The sequence below is a fragment of the Actinomadura chokoriensis genome, assembly GCF_039529475.1.
Taxonomy (GTDB): Bacteria; Actinomycetota; Actinomycetes; order Streptosporangiales; family Streptosporangiaceae; genus Spirillospora; species Spirillospora bangladeshensis.
In genome coordinates, this window is sequence record NZ_BAAAMW010000030.1 from 1 (window position 1) to 26,028 (window position 26,028).

A 26,028-nucleotide genomic window follows, 5' to 3' on the forward strand; every position below is an offset into this window, starting at 1 on the left:
GCCGGGCGTCCGGCCCCCGCCGAAGCCCGCCGGCGGAGGGGGGCTGCGGGGGCGGCGGTGCCCGCGCGGCGCCGGCGGGCGGCCCCGCCGGAGGAGCCTGCTGAACGGCCGTCATGTCGCCTCGCCTCGGGTGAGCGTGATGGTGGTCCAGGCGCCGACGTGGATGCGGTCGCCGTCGGCGACGGGGACCTCCACGTTGTAGGGGATGGGCTCGGTGGACCCGTTCACGCAGGTCCGGTTGGTGGAGCCGGGGTCGACCAGCGTCCAGGTGCCGTCCGGCTTGGCCAGCAGCACCGCGTGGACGTGGGACACGCCGGGGTCCTCGGGGGGCTCGCGCAGGTCGATCTCGGGCGGGGACGGCTGCGACGAACTGCGGCGGCCGATCCTGATCTGCGCCCCGGTGAGCGGGATCCGCCGCTCGGGCGCGTACGGCGGGAAGGACAGCGACGCGGAGTCGGGCCCCTCCTCGGCGATGACCGTGGTGAAGTACTCGCGGTCGGCCGTCACCACCGCCGTCCACGCCGCACCCGTGGCGGGCGGGGGCGGGGCGGGCGGCGCCGGGGTCGGTGCCGGGGTCGGTGCCGGGGTCGGGGCCGGGACGAGGGGCGGGTGCGGCGCGGGCGGCGGCTCGGACGGCCCCCGGAGCAGCGGAGAGGGCGCGGGAGGCGCCGGGGGGACGGGCGGCCCCGGAACCGGCGGGGCCGGCTGGGCGGGGGCCGTTCGCGGCGTGGGCAGGCCCCCGCCGGTCGCGAAGTCGTAGCCGCACATCTCGCAGAAGCGGTCGGCGCCGGGCGTCCCGCAGTCCGGGCAGGGCGTCCCGCCGGGCGGGGGCGCCTGCGCGTGCGGGGCGGGCGGCGGCGCCGGCGCTCCGGTGGCGCCGCCGGCCGTGGCGCCGCCGATGCGCTCGCCGCAGACGTCGCAGTAGTCCGCCGACTGGGAGGCGTGTCCGTTCGGGCAGCTCGCCATGCTCAGCCCTCGCCCCGCCGGGTGGTCACGGTCTCGTCTTTCCGGGTCCGGACCGTCTTGGTCGACCGGGTCTCGATCTCCATCTCGGCCGCCTTGTCGACGTCGCGCTTCAGCCGGACGGTGCCGGTCACCGGATCGACGACGTCCACGACCTTGCGCAGCATCGCGGTGATCGCGTCGTTGCCGGCCTCGTCGGCGAGCACCACGGCGCGGCCGAGCCGGGCCGTCGCGGTGTCGAGGTCGCCGTCCCGGCGGGCCTGCAGCCCCTCCTGGATGACGGCCGCGAGCTCCGCCTGCCCGGTGTAGTGCGCGACCCGGTCGTTGATCTTCGTGGACTGCGCCTCGTCGTCCGTCCACTGCGCGAGCACGTTCCCGGTCGCGAGGACCTGCGCCTCCTCGCCCGGCCCGCCCGGCACGACCAGCTTCACCCACGCGGCGCGCATCTCCTTGCCGCCCACCTGGCCGGGCGTCATCTCGACGCAGATGTGGTAGTCGCGGCTCTCCGCGCCCCACGCGCCGAGCGGGTAGTCGCCCGCCTGCGGCGCCGACTCGACGCGCTTGCCGGTCAGGTCCTCCACCGCCGGCATGACCTGCTTGACGAACCGGAGCGCCGCGGTCTGCGGCGTCCAGATCCGCAGCGCGACGTCGGCGACGGACTTGCCCATCGCCGCCTCGGTCATCGCGCGGAAGTCGGCGACGAGCCCGGCCGGGTCGGCGACGATGTCGACGCTGCCGAGCATCGCGGAGGCGACCTTGCGCAGTTCGGCGACCTCCCAGTCGGTGCCGACGCCGCGGCAGTCGCACACGAACCGGCCGCCGCACGCCGCCAGCGCGGCGTCCAGCTCCTCGGGCGTCTCGTGCTGGTTCTTGCCGTCGGTCAGCAGGATCGCGTGCCGGATCCCGCCCGGCACCGTGTCGAACAGCTCGTTCGCCAGCCGCAGCCACGACCCGATCGCGGTGCCGCCGGACGCCGTCAGCCGGCCCAGCGCCTGCTTGGCCTCGCCCCGCGTCTCCGGCGTCGCGGCGACCAGCCCGGCGTGCTTGGGGAAGATCATGGAGGCGGTGTTGGAGCCGGAGACGATCGCGAACTCCACGCCGTCGCGCAGCGTGTCGACCGCGACCTGCGCCGCCGCGACCGCCGCGCGCAGCTTCGCCTCCGGATAGGACATCGAGCCCGAGGTGTCGATGATGATCACCTCGGACGCGCGGGCCGCGGACGGGGCGGGCGCGCCGTCCGCGGCGGCCGCCTCGACGGACACGATGGCGTGCACCTCGCGTCCGCCCTCGGGCAGGTACCGGTTCTGGTCGATCGTGACGGTGAACTGCGGCTGCTCGCTCATCGGGGCTGCTCCGTGCTCGGGGTGTCGCTGCTGCGGGCGGTGGGGAGCCGGTTGTCGGCGGGTGCGGCGGAATCGGCGGGGGACGGGAGCGGGATCACGGCGACGGTGATGTTGTCGCGGCCGCCGGCGTCCAGGGCGTGGCGGACGAGCGCCCTGGCCGCGCCGAGCGGGTCGGCCGCCGGATCGGGCGCCGGGTCGGGGGAGGGGTCCGGCGCGCCGTCCGCGCCGCCCGGGGCGGGTGCGCCGGACAGCAGGGCGGCCAGGTCGCCGGCCGCCGGGAAGTAGTTCCACAGGCCGTCGCTGCAGACCAGCAGCGTGCCGGGCCCGGCGGGCCGGAACGTCGCGACGTGCGGGCGGACCTCCCCGGCGTCGACGCCCAGCCACGCGGTGATGACGTGCGCGTTCGGGTGCGCCTCGGCCTCGGCCTCGCTCAGCGAGCCCTCGGCGACCATGAACGCCGCCCACGAGTCGTCCTCGGTGAGCCGGCGGGACGGGCCGAGCTCGGCCATGTCGCCGGTGCCGACCTCGCTCTCGTCGAGGTCGCTGCTGCCCGGGCCGGTCCCGTTCGATGCCGTGTCCCCGGCGGGCTCGGCCGCGCCGGCGGCGGACAGCCAGTAGGCGCGGCTGTCGCCGACCCAGCCGACGGTGACGGTCGGGCCGCGGGTCACCGCGGACACGTACGTGCAGGACGGCGCGTCCGACGGCGAGGTGGCGAGCGCGGCGACGGCAGCCGCCGCGCGCAGCGCCGCGTGCCGGGTGGCGTCCTCGGGGTCCTCGCCGGCGTCGAGGCGGGCGACCAGCTCGGCGGCGCCGGTGTCGGCGGCCGTGCGGGAGGCGTCCTCGGGGCGCTGGGACGAGCCGACGCCGTCGGACACGACGGCCGCGATCCCGGCGGCGTGCGCGGCGAGGGCGAGCGCGTCCTCGTTGCGGCTGTAGCGGCGGCCGCGGTCGCTGGCGCCCGCCGCCACCACCGGGCCCGCGCCGTTCGCGCCGGCGGCCGGCAGCTCGATCTCGACGTGGTCGCGCTCGGCGGGCTGGCGCAGCCCGCAGTTCTCGCAGTAGCCGTCGGCGTCGATCGCCGGCCCGCCGCAGCTCGTGCACGCCCGCGCCGCGCCCCCCTCCGGCCCGGCCCGCTCCGGGCCCGCCGGGGCGGCGGGCTCCGGTTCGTCGGCGAGCCGGTGCCCGCACTTCTCGCAGAAGACCTCCTCCGCGTAGACGATCTCGCCGCAGGAGGGGCAGGACAGCTCCGCCGCCTTCGCGTGGTCGGCCGCCGCGCGCTCGGCGGCGGCTCCGGTCTGGTCATCGGTCACAGCAGCGTCCTCGGGCGTACGGCGTTGGCGGAGTCGACGAGGCGGCGGCACTCGTCCCGGTCGCGGGTGCGGCGCGCGAGCTCCCGGTACGTCGCCTCCAGCAGGCGGCGCAGCGCGGTCTCGGTGAGCGGGGCGCCGAGCAGCGACCCGCCCTGGGAGCGGCCGGCCGCGCCGGACCCGGCGAGCAGCCAGTCGAGCGCGGCCTCCAGCACCTCGGCGGCGAGCCGGTCGCGGCGCTCGGCGTCCAGGTCGAGGCCGCCGAGCCGGTCCCCGGCGGCGACCAGTTCCGCCGCCGACAGCTCGGCGGGCGGGCGGCCGCGTACCGCCGTGGCCACCGCCGCGACCTGCGCGGGCACGTACCGGATGGAGATCCGCGGCACCGAGTCGAGCGCGGCGACCGCCGCCGCCCGGTCGCCCGCCGCGAGATGCACGCGGGCCAGGCCGAACGCGGCGTTGAGGTAGCTCTGGTCGGTGCGCCACACCGTCCCGTAGAGGCGGACCGCGTCGGCCGGCGCCGTCCGCTCCCGGCAGTAGGCGAGGGCCAGCTTGGGCGCCGCCTCGCCGGGCAGCAGCCCGTACATGCGGTCGAACAGCGGCTCGGCCTCGGCGGTCCGGCCGAGGGCGAGCAGCCCGACCGCGCGGTACCAGCCGATCCGCCAGTCGCCGGGGCGTTCGGCGTCCAGCTCGTCGAGCAGCGCGCCGGCCTCGTCCGCCGCGCCCAGCTCGATCTTGACGCGGGCGAGCGCCAGCCGGACCTCGGGGGTGCGCGCGGGCGCGTTCGCCGCCGCCTCCGCGACCTGCGCGGGCTCCAGCGCCGCGAGCCCGGACACGAACGCGGCGGCCGGGTCGGTCCCGTCCACCAGCGGCACCGGCAGCGCCGCCGCGGCCACCTCCGGGGGGACGGGCGGCAGCGCCTGCTCGTCCGCGTCCCCGCCCGCCATCCGGGTCGTGAACCGCTCCGGCCCGAACAGCCCGGACGGGGCGGGCCGCGGGTCGCCGTCCTCGGCGGCGAGCACCTCCCGCAGCACGCCGGTGAGCTGCTCGGCCATCTCCGCCGCGTCCTGGAACCGCTCGGCCGGGTCGGCGTGCGTCGCGCGCAGCAGGAACCGGTGGAACGACTCGAACCGCTGGAACACCGGGACGTCCTCGCGCGGCGGCAGCGAGTGGACGTACGTCCTGGTGTAGCCGCGGAACGGGAAGCTCAGCACGGCCAGCGCGCGGCCGACCGTGTACAGGTCGGAGGAGATGGAGGGGCCGTCGTCGGCGATCTCGGGCGCCTGGTAGCCGACCGTGCCCCAGATGGCGCCGTCCGGGTCGTCCAGCCGGCGGACCCCGCCGAGGTCGATCAGCCGCAGCTGCTCCTCGGACTGGATCACGTTGTCCGGCTTGAAGTCGCAGTACAGCAGGCCCTGCGCGTGCAGGTACTCGAACGCCCGCAGCGCCTCCAGGCCGTAGGCGATGGCCTGCGCGAGCGGCAGGTGCCGCTCGCCCGGCGGCTGCGGCTGGCGCAGCAGGATGTCCTTCACCGACTCGCCGCCGACGTACTCCATGACGATGTAGCCGTCGCCGTCGTGCTGGACGAAGTTGTAGATCTTGACGATGTTGGGGTGCTCGACCTCGGCGAGGTAGGCGCGCTCGGCGGCCGCCGCGGCCATCGCGTCGGCGTCGCCGCTGTCCAGCAGGCCCTTCAGCACCACCCACCGGTCGCTGACGTTGCGGTCCTTGGCGAGATAGATCCAGCCGAGGCCGCCGTGCGCGAGGCAGCCGAGCACGCCGTACTGCCCGCCGACGAGGTCGCCGGGCGCGAGCTTCGGGGTGAAGGAGAACCGGGCGCCGCACTTCGGGCAGAAGCCCTCGGTCAGGCCGGGGCGGTCGCCGCGCCCCCGGCCGACGGGGCTGCCGCAGCTGCTGCAGTACCGCTTGGCCTCCGCGACCTGCGGGTCGCTCATCACCGCGCTGGAGGGGTCCCGGTACGGGACGCGCGGCACCTCGACCAGCCCGGCGCCGAGCATGCCGCGGCGGCCGGACGAGCGCGACGACCCGGTGCGGGTGCTGCCCGTCCGGGTGCTGCCGGTCGGGGTGCTGCCCGAGGTGGCGCCCGTGCCGCCGCCGGTGGACGCCGTCGCCACCCGGGCCGTGCGGGCGGGCGGCGAGCCGCACACGTCGCAGTAGCCGTCCATGATCGTTCCCGTGCAGCCCGCCTGGGCGCACGCGTCGTGCGGTGGCCCGGCCGCCGGCCGCGGGGCGGGCACGCCCGGCGTAGCGGCGTCCGGCGGGTTGCCGCAGACGTCGCAGTAGCCGTCGGAGATCGTCCCGCCGCAGCCCGGCCGCGCGCAGCCGCCGGGCGGCGCCGGCGGGGCCGGGGTTCCGGGAGAGGCCGCCACGCCGCATACGACGCAGTAGCCGCCGTCGACGGTTCCGCCGCAGCCCGGCTCGGTGCACCGACTCATCGTTCCGCTCCCTCCGCCCGCGCCATGATGGCCCGCTGGTATCCCGACAGCGACACGGTCGCCTTCCGCAGATCGCAGGGCGAGGTCCACAGGAGCTCGCGGGCCTGCTCGTACATCCGGGCCAGTTCGGCGTCCTCGGCGTGGCCGAGCCGCGCGGCCTTCACCCGGTAGGCCTCCAGCCGGCCGCGCAGCTCCTCGCGGCGGTCCAGCAGCCCGCGGACCACGCCCGCGGTCTCGCGCGCCCGCTCCAGCGCCGCGGCGGCCGCGCGCTCGAGGCCGGCGACCCGCTCGGCCAGCTCGTGCCAGCCGCCGCGCGCCGTGCCGCCGAGCGCGGCGAGCCGGTCGGCGAGCCCGGCCGCCATGTCGGGGAGGTCGGGCAGCGCCGGGGAGGCGATCTTGGCGAGCACCTCGTCCCGGACGGCGCGGGCCTCCGCCTCGGTCTCGCGCAGCAGCTCCACGATGTCGGCGATCGCATGGATGCGGTCGGCGTACCCGTCGCGCAGCCGCTCCGCCTCCGCCAGCGCGCGGCGCACCCCGGCGAGGCCGGTGCGGACCGCGTCGAGCCGCGCGGTGTCGGCGCGGCCGTCCCGCGCCAGCGCGAGGGGGTCGCGGCGGACGACGTCCGCGACCGACTCCAGCTCGGCGCGCAGCCGGTCGAGGTCCGGGTCGGTCCCGCCGAGGGACGCCAGCAGCTCCTCGGCGGCGCGCCGCTCCGCCTCGACCTCCGCGAGCCGGGACAGCAGCGTCGACCAGACCGCGTCGAGCGCCGCGACCGACCGCGCGACCTCCTCGTACAGCGGGGTCATCCGGTCGACCGCCGCGCGCAGCGTCAGCCGCTCGCCGGACGGGACGGCCAGCAGCGTCCGCCGCTCCAGCGGGACCTCCCGGACCGGCAGCTCCACCGACGGCCCGGCGAGCAGCCGGTCCAGCTCGGCGAGCTGCGCCTGCCCCGGCCTCGGATGGCGGGCCCGCAGCTCGCCGGCGGCGTCGACCGCGCGCCCGTACAGGTCGAAGAGCGTCCACAGGGACGCCATGCGCGACCGGACGTCCGACTGCACGCGCAGCGTCTCGCCGGTCAGCGCCGCGCCCTCCAGCAGCTGGTACCCCTGGTGGGCCTCCAGTTCGAGGAGCGCGGCGGCGATGCGCTCCCGCTCGTCGCGGAGCCGTGCCAGCGCCCGGTCGGCCTCCTCGCGGCTCATCGGGGGACCGGTCACGCGCGCGTCACTCAACGCCGGTCCGCGGTTGACCCATGTTCGCCCCCGATTCCCCCGAATAGAGCACGTTTTGGAGCCTCAGTTTTCCCCATGCACGGGCGCCTTCTCAACCGCTGGTCGATCTTCACCGCCCGGCGGGCCCGCCGTGCGTCACGCGACGCGATCCGGCCGTGCCCGAAGGGTGGGAAATGTCAGTGTTCGAACGTATGATCGAACCATGGCGAACGTTGCGACGCACCCCCAGACCGCGCCCACCGCGCCGGCCCCGCTCAGCGCGGCCGAGATCGCCGCCCTCGCGCTCTCCCTCGCGCACCTCGGCACCGGCCCGCAGGCCGCGACCGCGCGCCGCGCCCTGCACGCCCTCCTCGACGCCACCCCCCACGACGACGTCGTCACCACCACCCTCGCCACCCTCACCGCCCCGCTGGACGCCTCCACCTCCGACCGCGCCCGCGTGGTCGCCGCCGCCATCACCGAGCACCGCGTCGTCCGCCTCTGCTACGGCGACGCCGGCGCCAACGTCACGATCCGCGAGGTCGAGCCCGTCACCTGCCTCGTCCACCGCGACCACTGGTACCTCGTCGGCTGGTGCCGGATGCGGCGCGGCGTCCGCGCCTTCCGCTTCGACCGCATCCTCGCCGTCGAGTCCACCGGCCTGCGCGCCCGCCCCCGCCGCACCGACCGCTACCTGCCCTTCCAGCCCAGGGGGCTGTGTTAGCCCAGGGGGCGACCCCCTGGAACCCCCGTTGCGAGCCGGTCGATCCTCACGCCACGGTGCGGGTTGTTGTGACCGTGCGGGTTCGTGGCGTGTCGCTGCGGTCGCCCGGCTCGGCGGGTCGGGCGACCTCCGGGCGCTAGAGCGCCCTCCGGCCGCCCGACCCGTGGTCCGGTGGCCGGGGTTCAAGCCGGGGTGTAGAAGGAGTCGACGGCCGGTTGGCCCGTGTAGTTCGGGCCTGCTCGGTCGTCGGCTCCCATGTAGTGGTAGGGCAGCTCGATCGTGTGGTTGCCGCGTATGGAGATGCGGCGGCGTCGTCCAGCATGGGGCGATACTGCCCGATCAGACGGCCGCGGTGCGGTCGACCGCGTCCGCGACGACGGCCGCGATGTCGCGGGTGCGGGCGTGGACGCCGCGCTGGTGCCGGGCGCCGTTGCCGCGTTCCAGCAGGTCGTGGAGGAGGCGGGTGGCGGGCTCCAGGTCGCCGGCGCGGTCGAGCGCGGGGGTGAGGTGGTCGAGCAGTGCCCCGACGACCGCGGCGGCGGGGGCGGCGCGGCAGGTGCGCGGGTGGACGAGGTCGCCGCGCAGGCCGGAGCGGCCCGCCCGCCACATCGCCAGCCGCATCAGGTCGGCCCGCACCGGGTCGGGCGGCGCGCCGGCGTGCCACGCCTCGGCGGCGGTGTCGACCAGGGCCCGGACGAACGCCGCCATCAGCACGGCGTCGTCGGCGTCCAGGCATACGTCCGGCACCCGGATCTCCACCGTCGGGTAGTGCCGGGACAGCCGGGCGTCGAAGTAGATCATGCCCTCGTCGACCAGCGCGCCCGTCGCGAGCAGCGCGTCGATCGTCGACCGGTAGCGCGCGGCGGAGCCGAACAGCTCGGTGGGGCCGCTGGACGGCCAGCGGCTCCACACCTGGTGCCGCCAGCTGTCGTAGCCGGTGTCGGCGCCCTGCCAGAACGGCGAGTTCCCGCTGAGGGCCAGCAGCGGCGGCAGCCACGGCCGGATCCGGTCCAGGACGGCGACGCCCTCGTCCGGCGAGTCGATGCCGACGTGCACGTGGCAGCCGCAGGTGAGCTGCTCGTCGGCGGCGGGCCCGTAGGCGTCCGCCATCCGCAGGTAGCGGTGCGACGGGGTCAGCGACGGGCGGACGCTCACCGGCGAGGTGGCGAGGGCGGCGACGGCGGCGCCCACCCCGGCCGCCGACTTCGCCGCCGCCAGCCGCGCCGTCCGGACGTGGTCGGACAGCTCCCCGAGCGTCCGGCAGACCGGCGTCGCGGTCTCGAGCTGCTCGCGCTGCAGCTCGGTCTCCAGCGATCTCGACCGCCGGCCGCCGGTCAGGAACAGTTCGTCGTGGCGCCGCGCGTAGCGGATGACGGAACCGGAGACGGCCTGCGGCGCACCGCTCGCCGGGTCGACGAGGAGCAGCTCCTCCTCCACCCCGAACGTGCGCGGCCCCGTGTGAACACTCACCAGGGTCTCCTTCCCGCGAGTGCACCGATGTACGTCGCGGAAGGGGATCGTCCTGGTCGGGGCCCCGTGCCTACACTGCGCCGGCAGGTGACCCGGCACTCGGTCGAAAGCTGGTGGTATGTCCTATCTCGTCGGCCACTGGGCCGCCGGCGCCGTCGACGGGCGGACGCTCCGGGCCCTCATCGGGCATCCGGACCTCGAACTCGCCGGCGTCGTGACCGGCTCCCCTCGCGAGGAGGGCGTGGACGCCGCCGAACTGGCCGGAACCGGGCGCCCGCTGGGGGTTCTCGCGGGCGGCGACCCCGCCGGGATGCTGGCGAGGCGGCCCCGCGTCGTCTGCCACACCGGCGGCTCGATCGACGACCTGTGCCGTGCGCTGGAGGCGGGCGCCGGGGTCGTCTCGACGGGCCCGGCGGCGCTGCTGGACCCGCCGTCCGCCGACCCGGCCGTGGTCCGGCGGCTCCGCGCGGCCTGCGCGACGGGCGGGGCCGCCTGCCTCACGCTCGGCACCGGGCCGGCGGGGGACGTGCTCCCTGCGCTGCTGAGCGGGGGATGCGGGCGCGTCGAGGCGATCAGGATCACCGAGTTCCGCCGCGTGGGCCCGGAGGCCGCCGCGCGGTTCGGGCTCGGCGCGCCCATCGGCCGCCGCCCGCCGGTCGTGCGGCCCGGCGCGCCGGCGCGGCGCTGGGGGCCGGTCGTCCGGCTCCTCGCCCGGCACCTGGCCGTCCCGCTGGACGGTCTCACCGAGACCCACGAGGTGTGCGCGGCCCCCGAGGAGGTCGACGGCCCGGCCGGCCGGATCGCGAAGGGCGCCCTGGCGGGCCTGCGGTTCCAGGTGTCGGGCGTCCTGCGCGGCCGGCCGGTGATCACCGTGGACCGGGTGGTGCGGGCGCGCGCCGACCTCGCCCCGCACTGGCCGGCCCCGCCGTTCGGCGCCGAGGACGGCCACCGCGTCGAGATCGCCGGGGAACCGCCCGTGCGGATGGACCTCGCCGGCGGCCGCACCGGCGCGCACCGCGCGGCCAACGCCGTCGCGGCGGTGGCCGAGGCCCCGCCGGGCCTGCACACCCCGCTGACGCTGCCGGCGGTCACCGGCCGGCGTCTGCTCCGCTGAGCCAGCCGGCGATCAGCGTCCCCGTCTCCTCCAGGCGGTCGACGTAGAGCATGTGCCCGGCCTCGATCTCGCTGATCACGAGGCCGGGGCCGAGCGCCGCGCGGCAGTCCACCACGAACTCGGGCCGGACGAGGTCGGCCCGCGCCGCGATCACCAGGTGGGTGGGCACGTCCGCCGGCGGCGTCAGGTGCGGGCGGGCCATCTCCGAGTAGGCGGTCACCACCGCCGCCGGCTCGAACCGCCACCGCAGGCGCCCGTCCGGGGACGGTTCGAGGTGCTCGGCGACCTCCTCGTCCACGGCGCCGGCCGGCGCGTCCGACCAGCGCGCCGCCCGGTACGCGCGGGCCTCGGCGGCGTCCGCGAACGACACCGGGACCAGGTAGCCGCGGGCCTCCCGCACCGCGTCCGCCGGGGCGAGCCCGGTCGCCGGGTCGAGCAGCAGGAGCCGCCGCACCCGCCGCGGCGCCGTCCGCGCCAGATGCAGCGCGATCATCCCGCCGTAGGAGTGCCCGACGAGGTCGGCCCGCTCGACGCCCTCCGCGTCCAGCAGGGCCAGGACGTCCGCCACGTGCCGCTCGACCGTCCACGGCGGCTCGTGCGGCGACCGCCCGTGCCCGCGCAGGTCGGGCGCCAGGACGGCGCGGTCCGCCAGGTACCCCTCCGCCGTCCGCCGCCACCGCGCCCCGTGCCCCGTCACCCCGTGCAGCAGGACGACGGGTTCGCCCGCCGGGTCTCCATATCGATGCACATGCAACGCCGCGTCCGTCATGGAGTGAAGCGTATGCGGGTGCGGCCCGCGCCGGACGTCCTTCACCGGCCAGAGTCCGGACCGGTCAGGGGCGCTCCCACCGGACGGAGCTCAGCGCCAGCAGGGCGACATGGAACGACACACAGGACTCCACGTCGTCGAGATCGGCGTCGAGGACCCGCTCGATGCGGCGCAGCCGCTCGTAGAAGGCCGGGCGGGACAGGTGCGCCTGCTGCGCGGCGACCGCCTTGTTCCGGCCCGCCTCTAGGTAGAGCTCCAGGATGCGGGTGAGGTCGCTGCCGCGCTGCGCGTCGTACTCCAGCAGCGGCCCGAGCTCCCGCTCGACGAACGTCTGGACGCGGGCGTCGTCGCGGAGCAGGTGCAGCAGGCCGCGCAGCCGCAGGTCGGGGAGCCGGTAGAACAGCCGGGCGCCGGAGCCGCGGGCGGCGACGTCGGCGACCTGCTCGGCCTCCAGGAACGAGCGCCGGACGTCCTGGATCGTCTCCACCACCGACCCGGCCGCCATCACCGTGTCACCGGACCGCTTGCGGACGCGGGTGGCGACCTCGGTGAGCGCGGTCTCGGCGTCCGCGCGGGCCGGCAGCGAGGCGAGGACCCCGACGCGGGCGTGCGGGCCGCCCTCGTCCAGGACGCCGACGAGCGCGGCGAGGCGGGCGTCCCGGCAGGCCGCGGCGGCGGTCTCGGCGAGCGCGGACAGCTCCCCGACCGGCGGCGCGGGCGAGCCGGGGCCGCGGTGCCGCAGCACCACCCCGAGCAGCCGCCGGCCGGACAGCGGCACGCCGAGCGCGCGGGCGCGGGCCGCGGCCTCCTGCGGGTCGGAGTAGGCGTGCGCGAGGATGCGGGCGATGATCGTCCCGTGCGCCTGCCGCTCGACGCTCTCGGCGTGCCGGTCCAGCAGCCGGCCGAGCGCGAGGGTGGTCGCGGCCCGCTCGATGAGCACGGTCTCGCGCGGCGACGGCGGCGACCCGAGGTCGACGATGAGGCGGCCCCAGTCCTCGCCGCGCGCGCCGACCATCGTCACCAGCCAGCCCGACACCGGGTCGTAGCCGGTGCGGCGGCCCGGCCGCACCGCCCGCGACCGGGTCTCCCACGCCGACAGCAGCTCCGCCGGGTCGGCGCCGGCCGCGTCGGCGGCGAGGACCTGGTGGGCGAGGTTCTCCAGCACGACCGGGTGCCCGCCGAGCGCGGCGACCTGCCGGACGACCTCGTCGGTGGAGGCGCCCTCGACCGACAGCTGGGTGAAGATCTCGTGCAGCCGCTCGGAGGCGCGCAGCTCGGCGAACTGCTCGCGGACGATCCTGGCGTGCACGGCCTCGGTGATGTCCACGAACGCGGGCTCGTGCGCGAGGACGACCACCGGGAGGCCGTGGTCCTCGGCGGCGGACACCAGCGCGGGCGGCAGCACGCTGGCGTAGCGCCGGCCCAGCTCGATCATCAGGCCGCTGACCCCCACCTCGGCGAGGTCGGCGATGTAGGCGCGCAGCCGCTCCGGCTCGTCCGGCAGCGCGATCCCCGTCGTCAGCACCAGCTCGCCGCCGTGCAGCAGGTGCGCGATGTCGGTGACCTCGGCGACGTGCACCCAGCGGACGCGGTTGCCGGTGCGGTCCGCGCCCGCGACGACGCGCGGCTGGCCGCGGCGGACCGCGTCGAGCTGGAGGACGTCGTCGACAGTGGGCAGCATCTCGCCGCGATGATATCCGGGCGGTTCCGCCCCCGAGCAGACCGTCAACGGGAAGCGCCCGGTCGTGACACTCTGCGGCTGGCCTGGGACGTCGTCACCGCCGAGACTTGGGCCATGGCGGAACACGCGAACCTGCTCCGGCGCCACAGGGCGGTCATGCCGTCCTGGATGGCGCTCAACTATTCGGACCCCATCGAGATCGTCGGCGGCAAGGGCGCCCGCGTGACCGACGCCGAGGGGAACGGCTACCTCGACTTCTTCACCGGCATCCTCACGAACATGCTGGGCTACGACGTCCCCGAGGTGCGGGACGCGGTGGAGCGGCAGCTCGCCACCGGCGTCGTGCACACCTCCACCGCCTACCTGCTGCGCGGCCAGGTCGAGCTGGCCGAGAAGATCGCCCGGCTGTCCGGCATCCCGGACGCGAAGGTCTTCTTCGCCAACTCCGGGACGGAGGCGAACGAGACGGCGCTGCTGCTCGCCGCGTACGCGCGGCGCAGCGACCAGGTCCTCGCGATGCGGCAGAGCTACCACGGCCGGTCGTTCGCTGCGGCGGGCGTCACCGGCAACCGGGCCTGGCGGAACCTGTCGTTCTCGCCGCTGGACGTCCACTTCCTGCACGGCGCCGACCGGCACCTCCCGCAGTTCGCCGGCATGTCCGACGAGCGGTACATCGACGCGTGCGTCGCCGATCTGCGGCACGTGCTCGCCACCGCGACCGGCGGGGACGTCGCCGCGCTCGTCGCCGAGCCGATCCAGGGCGTCGGCGGCTTCACGATGCCGCCGGACGGCCTGTTCGCCGCCTACAAGAGCGTCCTGGACGAGTTCGGCATCCTGTTCATCTCCGACGAGGTCCAGACCGGGTGGGGGCGGACGGGCGAGAACTTCTGGGGCATCGGGAACCACGGCGTGACCCCGGACATGATGACGTTCGCCAAGGGCCTCGGGAACGGCTTCGCGGTCGGCGGCGTCGTCGCGCGCGGCGACCTCATGGACGCGCTGCCCGCGCTCGGCATCTCCACGTTCGGCGGCAACCCGGTCTCCATGGCCGCGGCGAACGCGACGCTCGACTACGTCCTCGACCACGACCTGCAGGCCAACGCGGCGAAGCAGGGCGCGACGATCATCGAGGGGCTGCGCCGGGCCGCCGGACGGCTGCCGGTCGTGTCGGACGTCCGGGGCAAGGGCCTGATGTTCGCGATCGAGCTGGCCGACCCGCGCACCGGCGAGCCGAGCCCGCCGCTCGCCGCCGCGCTGATGGAGGCCGCCCGCGAGCGGGGCCTGCTGATCGGCAAGGGCGGCCTGTACGGCAACGTGGTGCGCATGGCGCCGCCGATGACCCTGACCGACGCCGAGGCCGCCGAGGGCCTCGGCATCCTGATCGCATCGCTCGAGACCGTGAACGGGGAAGCCGCATGACCACGCGCGTCACGCACTGGATCGGCGGCAAGCCGTTCGCCGGGGAGTCCGCGCGGCGCGGCGACGTCTACGAGCCCGCGTCGGGCCGCGTCGCCGGGACGGTCGACTTCGCCGGGCGGGAGGAGGTCGACGCGGCCGTCGCCGCCGCCAAGGCCGCGTTCCCCGGCTGGCGGGACGCCTCGCTCTCCCAGCGCACGAGGGTGCTGTTCCGGTTCCGCGAGCTCGTGAGCGCGCACCGCGACGAGATCGCCCGGCTGATCTCGTCCGAGCACGGCAAGGTGGTCTCGGACGCGGCCGGCGAGGTCGCCCGCGGCCTGGAGGTCGTCGAGTTCGCCTGCGGCATCCCGCACTTGCTCAAGGGCGGGTTCTCGGAGAACGTGTCCACCCGCGTGGACGCCTACTCGATCCTGCAGCCGCTCGGCGTCGCGGCGGGGATCACCCCGTTCAACTTCCCGGCGATGGTGCCGATGTGGATGTTCCCGGTGGCGATCGCGTGCGGGAACACGTTCGTCCTCAAGCCGTCGGAGAAGGACCCGTCGGCGTCGGTCCGGCTGGCGGAGCTGTGGGCCGAGGCCGGCCTGCCGGACGGGGTGTTCAACGTCCTGCACGGCGACAAGGCCGCCGTGGACGGGCTGCTGCACCACCCCGACGTCAAGGCCGTCAGCTTCGTCGGCTCCACGCCGATCGCCCGGTCCATCTACGCGGCGGCCGCGGCGAACGGCAAGCGCGTGCAGGCGCTCGGCGGCGCGAAGAACCACATGCTGGTGCTGCCGGACGCCGACCTCGACCTCGCCGCCGACGCCGCCGTCTCGGCCGGGTTCGGCTCGGCGGGGGAGCGGTGCATGGCGATCTCCGTCATCGTCGCCGTGGACCCGGTCGGGGACGAGCTGATGGCCAGGATCCGCGAGCGGGTCGGGAGGCTCAAGGTCGGACCGGGGGATCACCCGGAATCGGAGATGGGCCCGCTCGTCACCGGCGCGCACCGCGACAAGGTGGCCTCCTACCTGGACTCCGGCGTCGCGCAGGGAGCCACCCTTGCGATCGACGGGCGCGACCCCGACGTGCTCGGCGGCGCCGGCGGCGGGTTCTGGCTCGGCCCGACGGTCCTCGACCACGTCACCCCCGAGATGGACGCCTACAAGGACGAGATCTTCGGCCCGGTGCTGTCGGTCGTGCGGGCCGGCTCGTACGAGGCGGCCATGGAGCTGATCGCCGCCAACCCGTACGGCAACGGCACGGCGATCTTCACCAACGACGGCGGGGCGGCGCGCCGCTTCCAGAACGAGGTGGAGGTCGGCATGGTCGGCGTGAACGTGCCGATCCCGGTGCCGATGGCGTACTACTCGTTCGGCGGCTGGAAGGACTCGCTGTTCGGCGACAGCCACGCGCACGGCATGGAGGGCGTCCACTTCTACACCCGGACCAAGGCCGTCACGTCGCGATGGCTAGATCCCAGTCACGGCGGTGTGAACCTGGGCTTCCCCACGAGCGGCTGACGAGCGTTCGCATCGCGTACGGCCGGTGACCCCCGCGGGCACCGGCCGTACGCACGCGCAGGTCGCGGGGGCGCGGGTTTGGGAATTTCCCACGTCCGCCGAATTTCTTCGTTGATTTTTGTCCGCCGCCGCGGTGCGAATAATGCCAACACCCATTGACGCGCTCTGTGTCCGGCGACACAATCTGACTGTCTCAATTAATTGAGGCGAAATTGAAAAGTCAGAGTCGGTAGTCAAGGGAGCCGCGCCATGACCGCAGGCGACCACGCCGCGGAGGCGGACGCACTGGGAAGGCGATTTCCGGGCTGGACCATTTGGTTCGGCCTGTGCACCCGCCACTGGTGGGCGCTGCCGCCGGCCGGCCGCGACGTCGGCGACTTCCTGGAGGCCGACACCCCGCAGCGGCTGATCGCACGGATCGAGGTGGTCAAGCAGGCCGCACCGAGGCGGCCGCCGGCACCGCGGCCGGCCCCCCTGGACCACGGCCGCCCGCGGCCGTCCCGCGACACCCGGCCGGACGTGCGGCGTCCCTCGAACCTCCGCCGTATCGAGGGCGTCACACCGTCGCCGTTCGGCCGGGCACCGGTGATCGCGTGGCCGGGCAGCACCGCACGGTGATCCGCTGTTCCCCACCCCTCGCCACGCCCGCCGGTGCCGCCGCGGCCCCGGGACGGACGGCAGCCCGCGCCATATCCCTCTCCGGCAACCTCCGTGTATGGCGCGGACGCCAGCACCCGCCGTCCCCCGGGGCCCCGGCGGTCTCCTCATCCGTGATTCGCCGCCCGGGGCCGTCCGAAAAGGCGCACATAATGGTGCGGCAATGGTCAGGTAATTCTTACCTTCTGGAAACGCGGCGCGCGGGCTTCCCGGTCGCGATCTTCGGTAATTGCCCGCCGCCGCACGCTCCGCCGTAGGAGAAGGCGCCGGAAAACCGGCGATCGAATCGCGGCGGCCCGCCGGAGCCGTCGGAATGGCGGTGCGGGCCGGCCGCCGGCGCCCGCTCGCCGCGGGTACCCGCCGTCCCGCCGGGCCGGACGCGCTACGCTGCGCCGATGGGCCCGTTCGCGAGGGGGAGGGCCCGGGGCACGGATCGGGAGCGACATGCGGCGGACGGCCACGGCACGGGTCACCACGACGCGCGCCAGGGCGGCGGGCGCCCTGCTGGCGGCCGCGACGCTCGCCGCGGGGGTCCTCGCCGGCTGCAGCGGCGAGGACGGCGGCGAGCCGGTCGGCGTCGCCAAGGTCGCGACCACCCTCGGCCCCGGCGAGGGGATGCTCAACCTCGTCGCGCTGCCCGGCTCCATCGAGAGCGGCGGCACCGACCCGCGCGTCGACTGGGTCACCCCGTTCCAGGAGCGCACCGGCTGCAAGGTCGGGCTGAAGGTCGCGCGGACGCCCGAGGAGATGGCCGGCCTCATGCGCGACCCGGACCGCCGCTACGACGGCGTCGCCGCGCCCCCCGAGGTGGCCGGCCGGCTCATCGCCGAGAACCAGGTCGTCCCCGTCAACACCGACCTCGTCGACGGGTACAAGAAGCTCGAACCGAAGCTGCGCGGGCTGCTGGAGCGGGACGGCAAGCACTACGGCATCCCCTACGTGTGGGGCTCGAACCTGCTCATGTACGACACGCGGACCGTGCCGCCGCCCACCGGCTGGGCCGCGATCTTCGATCCCGCCCAGGCCCGCCGCTACTCCGGCAGGATCGTGATGCGCGACAGCCCGCTCGCGATCGCCGAGGCCGCGCTCTACCTCAAGGGCCGGGAGCGCAAGCTCAAGATCCGCGACCCGTACTCGCTGACGCCGAAGCAGCTCGCCGCCGCCGGGCGGGTGCTGGCGAAGCAGCGCCCGCACGTCGGGGAGTACTGGGACCTTCCCGCCGACGCGATCAGCGCCTTCGCGGGCGGCCGCGCCGTGCTGGGCCAGGCGTGGCCCTACCAGGTCGACGTGCTGAGCCGCGCGGGCCGGTCCGTCCGCGGCGTCGTCCCGGCCGAGGGCGCGACCGGCTGGATGGACGCGTGGATGATCGGCGCCCGCGCCCAGCATCCGAACTGCATGTACCAGTGGCTGCAGTGGACGGCGTCGCCGGACGTCCAGCAGCAGGTCGCCGAGTGGACCGGGGTGGCGCCCGCCAACCCGCAGGCGTGCTCGGGCGACCGGCTGAGGTCCGGCTTCTGCGCCGCCTACCACGTCGGCGACCGCGGCCACCTGGACAAGATCATTTTCGCGCACGCGCCCGCGAAGGAGTGCGGCGGCGGCTCGGACGGCGACGACTGCACCGACTACACCGAGTGGACGCGCGTCTGGATCGAGGCGACGCACCCGCAGTCGGTGAGGAAGCCGCAGGCCAAGCCCTGAGCGGGACGGCGGCCCGCGGGGCCTAGAGGTCTCTCCGGCGCGCCCGGCCGCCCCCAGCCGGGCGCGCCTGCCGGGTGGTCCCGGGCTTCCCCCCGAACGCCCGGGTCACCCTTCTCCCTGGAGAGACCTCCACGACGACGGACGCGAGGCCCGCCGCCTTCGCCGGCGCCGGCTCCCCGCCCGGCCGTCCGGCGTCCGTGCGCGGCTCCCCAGGTCCCCGCCGCGGGCGGGGTGCCGGCGGGGCGGGTGCGCATTCGTCGCACGCGAACACCCCGGACGAGTCCGGCAGGCGGCCGACGCGGACGCGCGGCCGGGGCCACTTCTTGCGGCAGACGACGCAGGCGTCGCCCAGAAGCTGGGCTTCGGTCAGCCCGTCCGGGTCGACCGTCGGCTCGCCTGTCTGGCCCATGTTCCATCCCCCTGGCGGGAGTCGCCTTCACGTGACTCCTTTATAGGCGCGGCAGGGTGTTGGCACCGTTACCGAACGTGAAAAGGGCGGCAAAGCCTCCCGTGTCGGTGCCGCGCCGGCGGAGGGACGGACTATGCGCCCGCGCGCGGCCGCCGCGGCGGCGCCCCGGGCCGCGCGTACGGACCGGGCGTACGGACCGGGCGTATAGGCCGGGCATATGCAGACCAGGGCTATGCGACCACCGTTCGGGGGCTTTGCCGTTGTTTGGAGCCGATGTGCGTACAAAGGAGACATGTCGGCACGGAAGGGCGTTCTCTCGCACATCCGGCCGCACAGGCTCCGCACGGTACGGGCGCGCGTGACGCTGAAGGAGGCCACCGCTCTCGGCTCCCTGCTGATCACCGCGGTGGCCGTCGCGGCCGTCCTGCTGCACGTGTACGCCGATGCCGCCACCGGCGTGCTCGTGGCGGTCATGGCGGTGCTCGCCGCCGCGGTCTCCGCGCTCGCCTGGTGGCGCCTCCGGCACGCGGTGACGCGGGCACTGCGGCCCGTGCGGCGGCTCAGGGCGGACCTGATCGACGTCGCCGACGCCACCGAACCGGGCGCCCGCGTCGGCGTCCCGGCCACCGGCGACGACGTGGAGCGGCTCGCCGGCCGGGTCAACCTGCTGCTCGGCCGGCTGGAGACCTCGGCCGCGCAGCGTCGTGCCTTCATCGCCGACGCCTCGCACGAGCTGCGCACCCCGCTCGCCGGCCTGCGGACCCGCATCGAACTGGCCCTCGACGACCCCGACGACGGCGACCTCGCCGACAACCTGCGGCACGCGCTGGAGGACGTCGAGCGCCTGCACCGGATCGTCGAGGACCTGTTCGTCCTCGCCCGCCTCGACTCCGGGGACCTGCCGGAGCGCCGCCGCGTGGACCTCGGGGAGCTGGTGGAGTCCGAGGTCGCCGGACGGAGCTCCCCCGTCCCGGTGACGGTCAAGGCGGAGCGGGGGGTCGTGGTCATCGGCAACCGGTCGCGCCTGTCCCGCGTCCTGTTCAACCTGCTCTCCAACGCCGAGCGCTACGCCGTCGCGCACATCGAGGTCCACGCCCGCGCCGTGGGGGAGGAGGCCGTCGTCGAGGTGCACGACGACGGCCCCGGCATCCGGCCGGACGACCGCGACCGGGTCTTCGAGCGGTTCGCCCGGCTCGACGCCGCCCGCAGCCGGGACAAGGGCGGCAGCGGCCTCGGCCTGCCGATCGCGCGGCAGATCGCCATCGCCCACGGCGGGACCCTGTACGTCGCCAACGGCGCCTACGGCGCCCGCCTCGTCCTCCGCCTCCCGCTCGCCCGCTGACCCCTCGCCCGCCGACCGCTCGCCCGCCGACCGCTCGCCCGCCGACCGCCTCCGGACGCGGTGCGGCGGACCCGGGCGGCGGGATGCCGGACAATGGAGCGGTGATGTCTCCCTCAAGCACCGACAGCGCGAACACGGCCGCCCGCGAGGTGGTCGTCCTCGGCTCCACCGGTTCGATCGGCACCCAGGCGATGGACGTGATCCGCCGCAACCCCGGCAGGTTCCGCGTGGCCGGGCTCGCGGCCGGCGGCGGGCGGGTGGACCTGCTGGCCGCGCAGGCGCTGGAGTTCGGCCCCGAGGTCGTCGCGGTGGCCAGGGCGTCCGCCGCGCAGGACCTGCAGCTGGCGTTCTACGCCGAGGCCAAGCGGCGCGGCTACGCCGCCGGCGACTTCGCCATCCCGAAGATCGTCGCGGGTCCGGACGCGGTCGCCGAGGTCGCCGGCTGGCAGTGCGACGTCGTCCTGAACGGGGTGACCGGCGCGCTCGGCCTCGCCTCGACGCTGGCCGCGCTGGACGCCGGCCGGACGCTCGCCCTCGCCAACAAGGAGTCGCTCATCATGGGCGGCCCGCTGGTCAAGGAGCGGGCGCGGCCCGGGCAGATCGTCCCGGTCGACTCCGAGCACTCGGCGCTCGCCCAGTGCCTGCGCGGCGGGACCGCCGGCGAGGTTCGGCGGCTCGTGCTGACCGCGAGCGGCGGCCCGTTCCGCGGCCGGAGCCGCGCCGAGCTGGGCGAGGTGACCCCCGAGCAGGCGCTGAACCACCCGACCTGGACCATGGGCCCCGTCGTCACCATCAACTCCGCGACCCTGGTCAACAAGGGGCTGGAGGTCATCGAGGCGCACCTGCTGTTCGACGTCCCGATGGACCGGATCGAGGTGATGGTCCACCCGCAGTCGGTCGTCCACTCGATGGTCGAGTTCACCGACGGCGCGACGCTCGCGCAGGTGAGCCCGCCCGACATGCGGCTGCCGATCGCGCTCGGCATCGACTGGCCCGACCGCGTCCCGGACGCCGCGCCCGGCATCGACTGGACGCGGGCCCACACGTGGGAGCTGTTCCCGCTCGACGACGAGGCGTTCCCCGCGGTGGCGCTCGCCCGCCGCGCCGGTGAGCTGGGCGGGACGGTGCCGGCCGTTTACAACGCCGCGAACGAGGAATGTGTGGACGCGTTCCGCGCGGGACGGCTCCCGTTCCTCGGGATAGTCGACACCGTCGCGCGGGTAGTGGAGGAGCACGGCTCGGGCACCCCCGGGGAGCTGTCGCTGGACGACGTCCTCGCGGCCGACGGGTGGGCGCGGGCCAGGAGCAGGGAACTGACCGGAACCGGCTGACCCGGGAACCCCCGGGAACGAACCGAGGGGACCCCGATGGCCTTCTTGCTCGGCGCGGTGGCGTTCGTCGTCGCGCTGCTGGCGTCGGTGATGCTGCACGAGGGCGGGCACCTGCTCACCGCCAAGCGGTTCGGGATGAAGGCGACCCAGTACTTCGTCGGCTTCGGGCCGACCCTGTGGTCGACCCGCCGGGGCGAGACCGAGTACGGCGTGAAGGCGATCCCGCTCGGCGGCTTCGTCAAGATCGTCGGCTACACGCCGCTGGAGGAGATCGACGAGGCCGACCGGGACCGCGCCTTCTACCGGCAGCCGGCGGGCCGCCGCGCGATCGTCATCGGGGCCGGCGTCGTCGCCAACTTCGCGTTCGCGTTCGTGCTGCTGTTCGCGATGGCGATGACCATCGGAGTGCCGAGGCCGGGCACGGTGACCAGCACCGTCGACGAGGTCTCCCCGTGCGTGCCCGCGACGATGCAGGACGGGTGCGGCGGCGGCCGCCCGCCCTCGCCGGCGGCGCGGGCCGGGCTGAGGGCGGGCGACCGCATCGTCGCCTTCAACGGCACGCCGGTCTCGGACTGGCAGGACCTCACCGCGGCGATCGGCGGGACGAAGCCGGGGCAGACGGTCGCGGTGGTGGTGCGGCGGCCCGGCACCGGCCGGCCGGAGACGCTGCCGATCACGCTCGCGGACGTCGGCGGCGAGCCGTTCGTCGGCGTCTCGGCGAAGATCGTCGGCGCCGCCTACGACCGGACCGGGCCGGTGGACGCGGTGCGGTTCGCCGGCGGCGGCATCGGCCGGACGGTCCAGGGCATCGGCACGGTCGCCGCGGACCTGCCCACCGCGATCCCGAAGCTGTTCTCGCCCGAGCGGGAGAGCACGCCCGGCGGCCAGGTCGGCAGCGTCGTCGGCGCGACCGAGGTGTCCGGGCAGATCTTCTCCTCCGACGACACCGCCCGCGACAAGATCGCCCTGTTCCTGTCGCTGGTCGTGTCGGTGAACATCTTCCTCGGCGCGCTGAACGTCCTGCCGCTGCTCCCGCTGGACGGCGGGCACCTCGCCGTCGTCGCCTACGAGCGGGCGCGCGCGGGCGTCAACCGGATCCGGGGGCGGCCGGACCCGGGCACGGTCGACATGACCAAGCTGCTTCCCCTGACCTATCTGGCGGTCCTGCTGCTGGTGGGGTTCGGCGTGCTGCTGATCCTCGCCGACGTGTTCAATCCACTCCAGCTGCCGAAGTGACACCGGATGTTTACGGTGTGTCACCAGATGGTCACACTGTTCGGTACCGGGTGCCGTCGAGTCAGCCGCTGCGGGCGCTTAGGCTTTGTACGGGGCCGCAAGTAAGAGGAGAGGGATGAGCGTTTCACTGGGAATGCCTAATGTCCGCGGCGAAGACGGGCAGGGGGCGCAGGGTACGAGCACGCCCCGCCGCAAGTCCCGGCAGATCATGGTCGGGAACGTTCCGGTCGGGGGCGACGCGCCGGTGTCGGTGCAGTCCATGACCACCACCCTCACCGCCGACGTGAACGCCACGCTGCAGCAGATCGCGGAGCTGACCGCGTCCGGGTGCCAGATCGTCCGGGTCGCCGTGCCCTCGCAGGACGACGCCGACGCGCTGCCGGCGATCGCGCGCAAGTCGCCGATCCCCGTCATCGCCGACATCCACTTCCAGCCCAAGTACGTGTTCGCGGCGATCGACGCGGGCTGCGCGGCCGTCCGGGTGAACCCCGGCAACATCAAGAAGTTCGACGACAAGGTCGGCGAGATCGCGCGCGCCGCCACGGACGCGGGCGTGCCGATCCGGATCGGCGTGAACGCCGGCTCGCTGGACAAGCGGCTGCTGGAGAAGTACGGCAAGGCCACCCCCGAGGCGCTGGTGGAGTCGGCGCTGTGGGAGTGCTCGCTGTTCGAGGAGCACGGCTTCCGCGACATCAAGATCTCGGTCAAGCACAACGACCCGGTCGTGATGATCGACGCCTACCGGCGGCTCGCCGCCGCCTGCGAGTACCCCCTGCACCTGGGCGTGACCGAGGCGGGTCCGGCGTTCCAGGGCACGATCAAGTCGGCGGTGGCGTTCGGCGCGCTGCTGGCCGAGGGCATCGGCGACACGATCCGGGTGTCGCTGTCGGCGCCCCCGGTCGAGGAGGTCAAGGTCGGCATCGCGATCCTGGAGTCCCTCGGGCTGCGCAAGCGCGGCCTGGAGATCGTGTCGTGCCCGTCCTGCGGCCGCGCCCAGGTGGACGTCTACACGCTGGCCGAGCAGGTCACCGCCGGTCTGAAGGACTTCCCCGTCCCGCTGCGGGTCGCCGTGATGGGCTGCGTCGTGAACGGGCCGGGCGAGGCCCGCGAGGCCGACCTCGGGGTCGCCTCCGGCAACGGCAAGGGCCAGATCTTCGTCAAGGGCAAGGTCGTCAAGACCGTCCCCGAGGCGCAGATCGTGGAGACCCTCATCGAGGAGGCCATGCGCATCGGCGAGGAGATGGGCATCGAGATCGGCGAGGACGGCTCGGTCACCGGGCCGGGCGCCGAGGTCGTGGTCGGCTGACCTGGCGATAGCGGACCGCGAGGGGCCCCGGGTGCGAACCCGGGGCCCTTTCGCGTGCGCGGAAGAGCGCGCGCGGCCCTCCGCGTCCGGAACGCCGCAGGTGGTCACGAAGTTCCGTTGATCTTGTCACGATTCGGCATCCTCTTGCACCGGGCCCTGTCGAGGCCCGCCGCGACAGCGTCAAAATCTCCTGTCATTTACCCGTATGTCTGACTCAACCGGAGTCAGCACGTTAGGGGGATATGTGAAGAGGATCGTTGTCGTGGCCGCCGTGGCCGGGCTCGGTCTCACCGGCGTGGGCGCCACAAGCGCCCAGGCCGCGGGCCCCTCCGCCGGAACGGCCGGAGGTTTCGACCCCGCCGCGGCGAAGTGGCACGCGTGCCCCACGGACTTCGTGCAGACCGTGCACGACTTCTACGACGGCCTGTACCCGGTCTCCAAGATCGTGCAGTGCGCCGAGCTGCAGGTGCCGCTGGACTACGCCAAGCCGAACGGCACCAAGATCACCCTGCAGCTCACCCGGACGCCGCACACCGGCAAGGGCGCGGCCAAGGGCGACATCATCGTCAACCCGGGCGGACCGGGCGGCGGCGGCGCGCTGTTCGGGCCGCGCGTGTTCGCGCAGAACTCCGCCGCGATGCGCGACGCCTACAACGTCATCGGGTTCGACCCGCGCGGCGTCGGGATGAGCGTCCCGGCGCTCCGGTGCGACCCGACGGCCGCGAACGCGCCGCGTCCGGACTACGGCACCGGTGACTGGAGGTCGGTCGGCACCTGGCTCAAGCGGTCCAAGGCCTACGCCGAGGACTGCGCGAAGAACGACCGGATCGGGCTGCTGAACCACGTCAAGACCGTCGACTCGGTGAACGACATCGAGTCGATCCGCAAGGCGCTCGGCAACGACAAGATCGACTACTACGGTGCCTCGTACGGCACCTACCTCGGGTCGGCCTACGCCACCATGTACCCGAGGAACGTCGACAAGATGGTGCTGGACGGCAACGTCGGCCCGTCGGACGTCTGGTACGACGCCAACCTCAAGCAGGACGTCCAGTTCGACATCAACATCGACTACTACTTCGGCTGGATCGCCAAGTACGACTCGGTGTACCACCTCGGCACGACCCAGCGGAAGGTGCGCGACTTCTTCTACGACCTGCGCGCGCAGCTCAAGAAGAAGCCGGTCTACTACACCGACGCCGACAGCGGGCAGACCCTCGCCGTCGGGCCGGACGAGCTGACCGACGTCATCCTGAACGCCGGGTACCGCCGCAGCCAGGCCGTCTGGCACGGCTACGCCGCCGGGCTGTCGGCCTACAAGGCCGGCGACACCGCCGCGTTCGCCGGGACGTTCGGCGCCCCGACGACCGGAGAGTCCGACGACAACGGCAACGCGATGTACCTCGCCACCGAGTGCACCGACGTGCAGTGGCCGACGAGCTGGGCCAAGTGGCATCGCGACAACACGCGGATCAACCGGAAGCACCCCTTCGAGACCTGGGGCAACGTCTGGTTCAACGCGCCGTGCCTGTTCTGGAAGGCCAAGGCCGGCACGCCGGTGAACATCGGGCACACGCGGGACCTGCCGCGCAACATCCTGATGTTCCAGTCGACCGCCGACGCGGCCACCCCGTACGAGGGCGCGCTCGACATGCACCGCCGGCTCAAGGGCTCGCGCCTGGTGGTCCAGGACGGCGACCGCACGCACTGCATCGTGCACCGCGGCTCCGCCGAGGTGGACGCCTACTTCGACGCCTACTTCCTGCGGGGAGAGCGTCCGGAGCGGCGCACCGTGCACGTCCCGCAGCTCGGTGACCCGGTGCCGCCGTCGCAGGCGGCCGCCAGGACGCTGACCGGGACGGTCGCGCCGAAGGCCGGCGCCCTGAAGGCCGACGTCATCCGCTGACGCCTGCCGGACGGCCGCACGCGAGGGCCCCGGGGAGCGATCCCCGGGGCCCTTCCGCGTGTCCCGCGGCCGCTACCCGCAAGCGGGTGCGGCGAACGCGCACGGATGTCACGAAGTTCCGATGATCTTGTCACGATTTCGCATCCAGTCGCACCGCGCCCTGCCGCCATAAGCGACATAACCGCCACAATCTCCA

20 protein-coding genes are annotated in these 26,028 nt (G+C 74.7%); 11 read left to right on the plus strand and 9 right to left on the minus strand.

Annotated features, from left to right (window positions below):
• Window positions 1-111 precede the first annotated feature (111 nt).
• The 5 genes from ABFX46_RS38010 to ABFX46_RS38030 all read right to left on the minus strand — a co-directional run bounded on the left by ABFX46_RS38010 (window position 112) and on the right by ABFX46_RS38030 (window position 7,280).
• A complete protein-coding gene (locus ABFX46_RS38010; RefSeq protein ID WP_346048846.1) occupies window positions 112-966 on the minus strand; it encodes an FHA domain-containing protein in 855 nt (284 codons plus the stop codon).
• A 2-nt stretch (window positions 967-968) separates the two neighbouring features.
• Window positions 969-2,306 (minus strand): VWA domain-containing protein, encoded by a 1,338-nt coding sequence (locus ABFX46_RS38015; protein WP_346048847.1) that lies wholly within the window; start codon window positions 2,304-2,306, stop codon window positions 969-971.
• Window positions 2,303-3,616, minus strand: a complete 1,314-nt coding sequence (locus ABFX46_RS38020; protein ID WP_346048848.1) for a protein phosphatase 2C domain-containing protein — start codon at window positions 3,614-3,616, stop codon at window positions 2,303-2,305. Before ABFX46_RS38020 ends, ABFX46_RS38015 begins: the two co-directional genes overlap by 4 nt.
• Window positions 3,613-5,628: a serine/threonine-protein kinase gene (locus ABFX46_RS38025; RefSeq protein ID WP_428831360.1), complete on the minus strand. Its 2,016-nt coding sequence runs from the start codon at window positions 5,626-5,628 to the stop codon at window positions 3,613-3,615. Before ABFX46_RS38025 ends, ABFX46_RS38020 begins: the two co-directional genes overlap by 4 nt.
• A 434-nt stretch (window positions 5,629-6,062) precedes the next feature.
• Window positions 6,063-7,280: a hypothetical protein gene (locus tag ABFX46_RS38030; RefSeq protein ID WP_346048850.1), complete on the minus strand. Its 1,218-nt coding sequence runs from the start codon at window positions 7,278-7,280 to the stop codon at window positions 6,063-6,065.
• Between the two features lie 217 nt (window positions 7,281-7,497).
• On the opposite strand from ABFX46_RS38030, the gene ABFX46_RS38035 reads away from it, so the two are divergent.
• Window positions 7,498-7,998, plus strand: coding sequence for a helix-turn-helix transcriptional regulator (locus ABFX46_RS38035; RefSeq protein ID WP_346048851.1), 501 nt, complete (start codon window positions 7,498-7,500; stop codon window positions 7,996-7,998).
• 339 nt (window positions 7,999-8,337) lie between these two features.
• Here the strand turns inward: ABFX46_RS38035 and ABFX46_RS38040 are convergent, their stop codons facing one another.
• Window positions 8,338-9,468, minus strand: a complete 1,131-nt coding sequence (locus tag ABFX46_RS38040) for a carboxylate-amine ligase (RefSeq protein ID WP_346048852.1) — start codon at window positions 9,466-9,468, stop codon at window positions 8,338-8,340.
• Window positions 9,469-9,586: 118 nt separating this feature from the next.
• Between ABFX46_RS38040 and ABFX46_RS38045 the strand changes: the two genes are divergently transcribed.
• Window positions 9,587-10,582, plus strand: coding sequence for a hypothetical protein (locus ABFX46_RS38045; protein WP_346048853.1), 996 nt, complete (start codon window positions 9,587-9,589; stop codon window positions 10,580-10,582).
• Here the strand turns inward: ABFX46_RS38045 and ABFX46_RS38050 are convergent.
• Complete coding sequence (locus tag ABFX46_RS38050) at window positions 10,557-11,351, minus strand: alpha/beta fold hydrolase (protein WP_346048854.1); 795 nt, start codon at window positions 11,349-11,351, stop codon at window positions 10,557-10,559. The genes ABFX46_RS38045 and ABFX46_RS38050 overlap by 26 nt on opposite strands.
• A 64-nt stretch (window positions 11,352-11,415) precedes the next feature.
• Window positions 11,416-13,032 (minus strand): PucR family transcriptional regulator, encoded by a 1,617-nt coding sequence (locus ABFX46_RS38055; RefSeq protein WP_346048855.1) that lies wholly within the window; start codon window positions 13,030-13,032, stop codon window positions 11,416-11,418.
• Window positions 13,033-13,146: 114 nt separating this feature from the next.
• On the opposite strand from ABFX46_RS38055, the gene ABFX46_RS38060 reads away from it, so the two are divergent.
• From ABFX46_RS38060 to ABFX46_RS38075, 4 genes are all read left to right on the plus strand, one after another.
• Complete coding sequence (locus ABFX46_RS38060; RefSeq protein ID WP_346048856.1) at window positions 13,147-14,451, plus strand: aspartate aminotransferase family protein; 1,305 nt, start codon at window positions 13,147-13,149, stop codon at window positions 14,449-14,451.
• The gene (locus ABFX46_RS38065; RefSeq protein WP_346048857.1) at window positions 14,448-15,947 is read left to right on the plus strand and encodes a CoA-acylating methylmalonate-semialdehyde dehydrogenase; all 1,500 of its coding nucleotides are present in this window, start codon (window positions 14,448-14,450) and stop codon (window positions 15,945-15,947) included. Before ABFX46_RS38060 ends, ABFX46_RS38065 begins: the two co-directional genes overlap by 4 nt.
• Before the next feature lie 249 nt (window positions 15,948-16,196).
• Complete coding sequence (locus ABFX46_RS38070; RefSeq protein ID WP_346048858.1) at window positions 16,197-16,565, plus strand: hypothetical protein; 369 nt, start codon at window positions 16,197-16,199, stop codon at window positions 16,563-16,565.
• A 483-nt stretch (window positions 16,566-17,048) separates the two neighbouring features.
• Window positions 17,049-18,302: an ABC transporter substrate-binding protein gene (locus tag ABFX46_RS38075; RefSeq protein WP_346048859.1), complete on the plus strand. Its 1,254-nt coding sequence runs from the start codon at window positions 17,049-17,051 to the stop codon at window positions 18,300-18,302.
• Window positions 18,303-18,324: 22 nt separating this feature from the next.
• Here the strand turns inward: ABFX46_RS38075 and ABFX46_RS38080 are convergent, their stop codons facing one another.
• Window positions 18,325-18,711 carry a hypothetical protein gene (locus ABFX46_RS38080; protein WP_346048918.1) on the minus strand — a complete coding sequence of 129 codons (387 nt, stop codon included), beginning with the start codon at window positions 18,709-18,711 and terminating at the stop codon, window positions 18,325-18,327.
• A gap of 292 nt (window positions 18,712-19,003) precedes the next feature.
• Between ABFX46_RS38080 and ABFX46_RS38085 the strand changes: the two genes are divergently transcribed.
• The 5 genes from ABFX46_RS38085 (at window position 19,004) to ABFX46_RS38105 (ending at window position 25,832) form a co-directional block, all read left to right on the plus strand.
• Entirely contained in the window at window positions 19,004-20,053 is a 1,050-nt protein-coding gene (locus ABFX46_RS38085) for a sensor histidine kinase (protein ID WP_346048860.1), read from the plus strand.
• An 83-nt stretch (window positions 20,054-20,136) separates the two neighbouring features.
• A complete protein-coding gene (gene dxr, locus ABFX46_RS38090) occupies window positions 20,137-21,384 on the plus strand; it encodes a 1-deoxy-D-xylulose-5-phosphate reductoisomerase (RefSeq protein ID WP_428831359.1) in 1,248 nt (415 codons plus the stop codon).
• Window positions 21,385-21,420: 36 nt separating this feature from the next.
• Window positions 21,421-22,620, plus strand: a complete 1,200-nt coding sequence (locus ABFX46_RS38095; protein ID WP_346048862.1) for a M50 family metallopeptidase — start codon at window positions 21,421-21,423, stop codon at window positions 22,618-22,620.
• A 115-nt stretch (window positions 22,621-22,735) separates the two neighbouring features.
• Window positions 22,736-23,926, plus strand: coding sequence for a flavodoxin-dependent (E)-4-hydroxy-3-methylbut-2-enyl-diphosphate synthase (gene ispG, locus ABFX46_RS38100; RefSeq protein ID WP_424923483.1), 1,191 nt, complete (start codon window positions 22,736-22,738; stop codon window positions 23,924-23,926).
• Window positions 23,927-24,170: 244 nt separating this feature from the next.
• On the plus strand, window positions 24,171-25,832 hold the full coding sequence (locus ABFX46_RS38105) for an alpha/beta hydrolase (protein WP_346048863.1): 1,662 nt from the start codon (window positions 24,171-24,173) through the stop codon (window positions 25,830-25,832).
• Window positions 25,833-26,028: the final 196 nt, after the last annotated feature.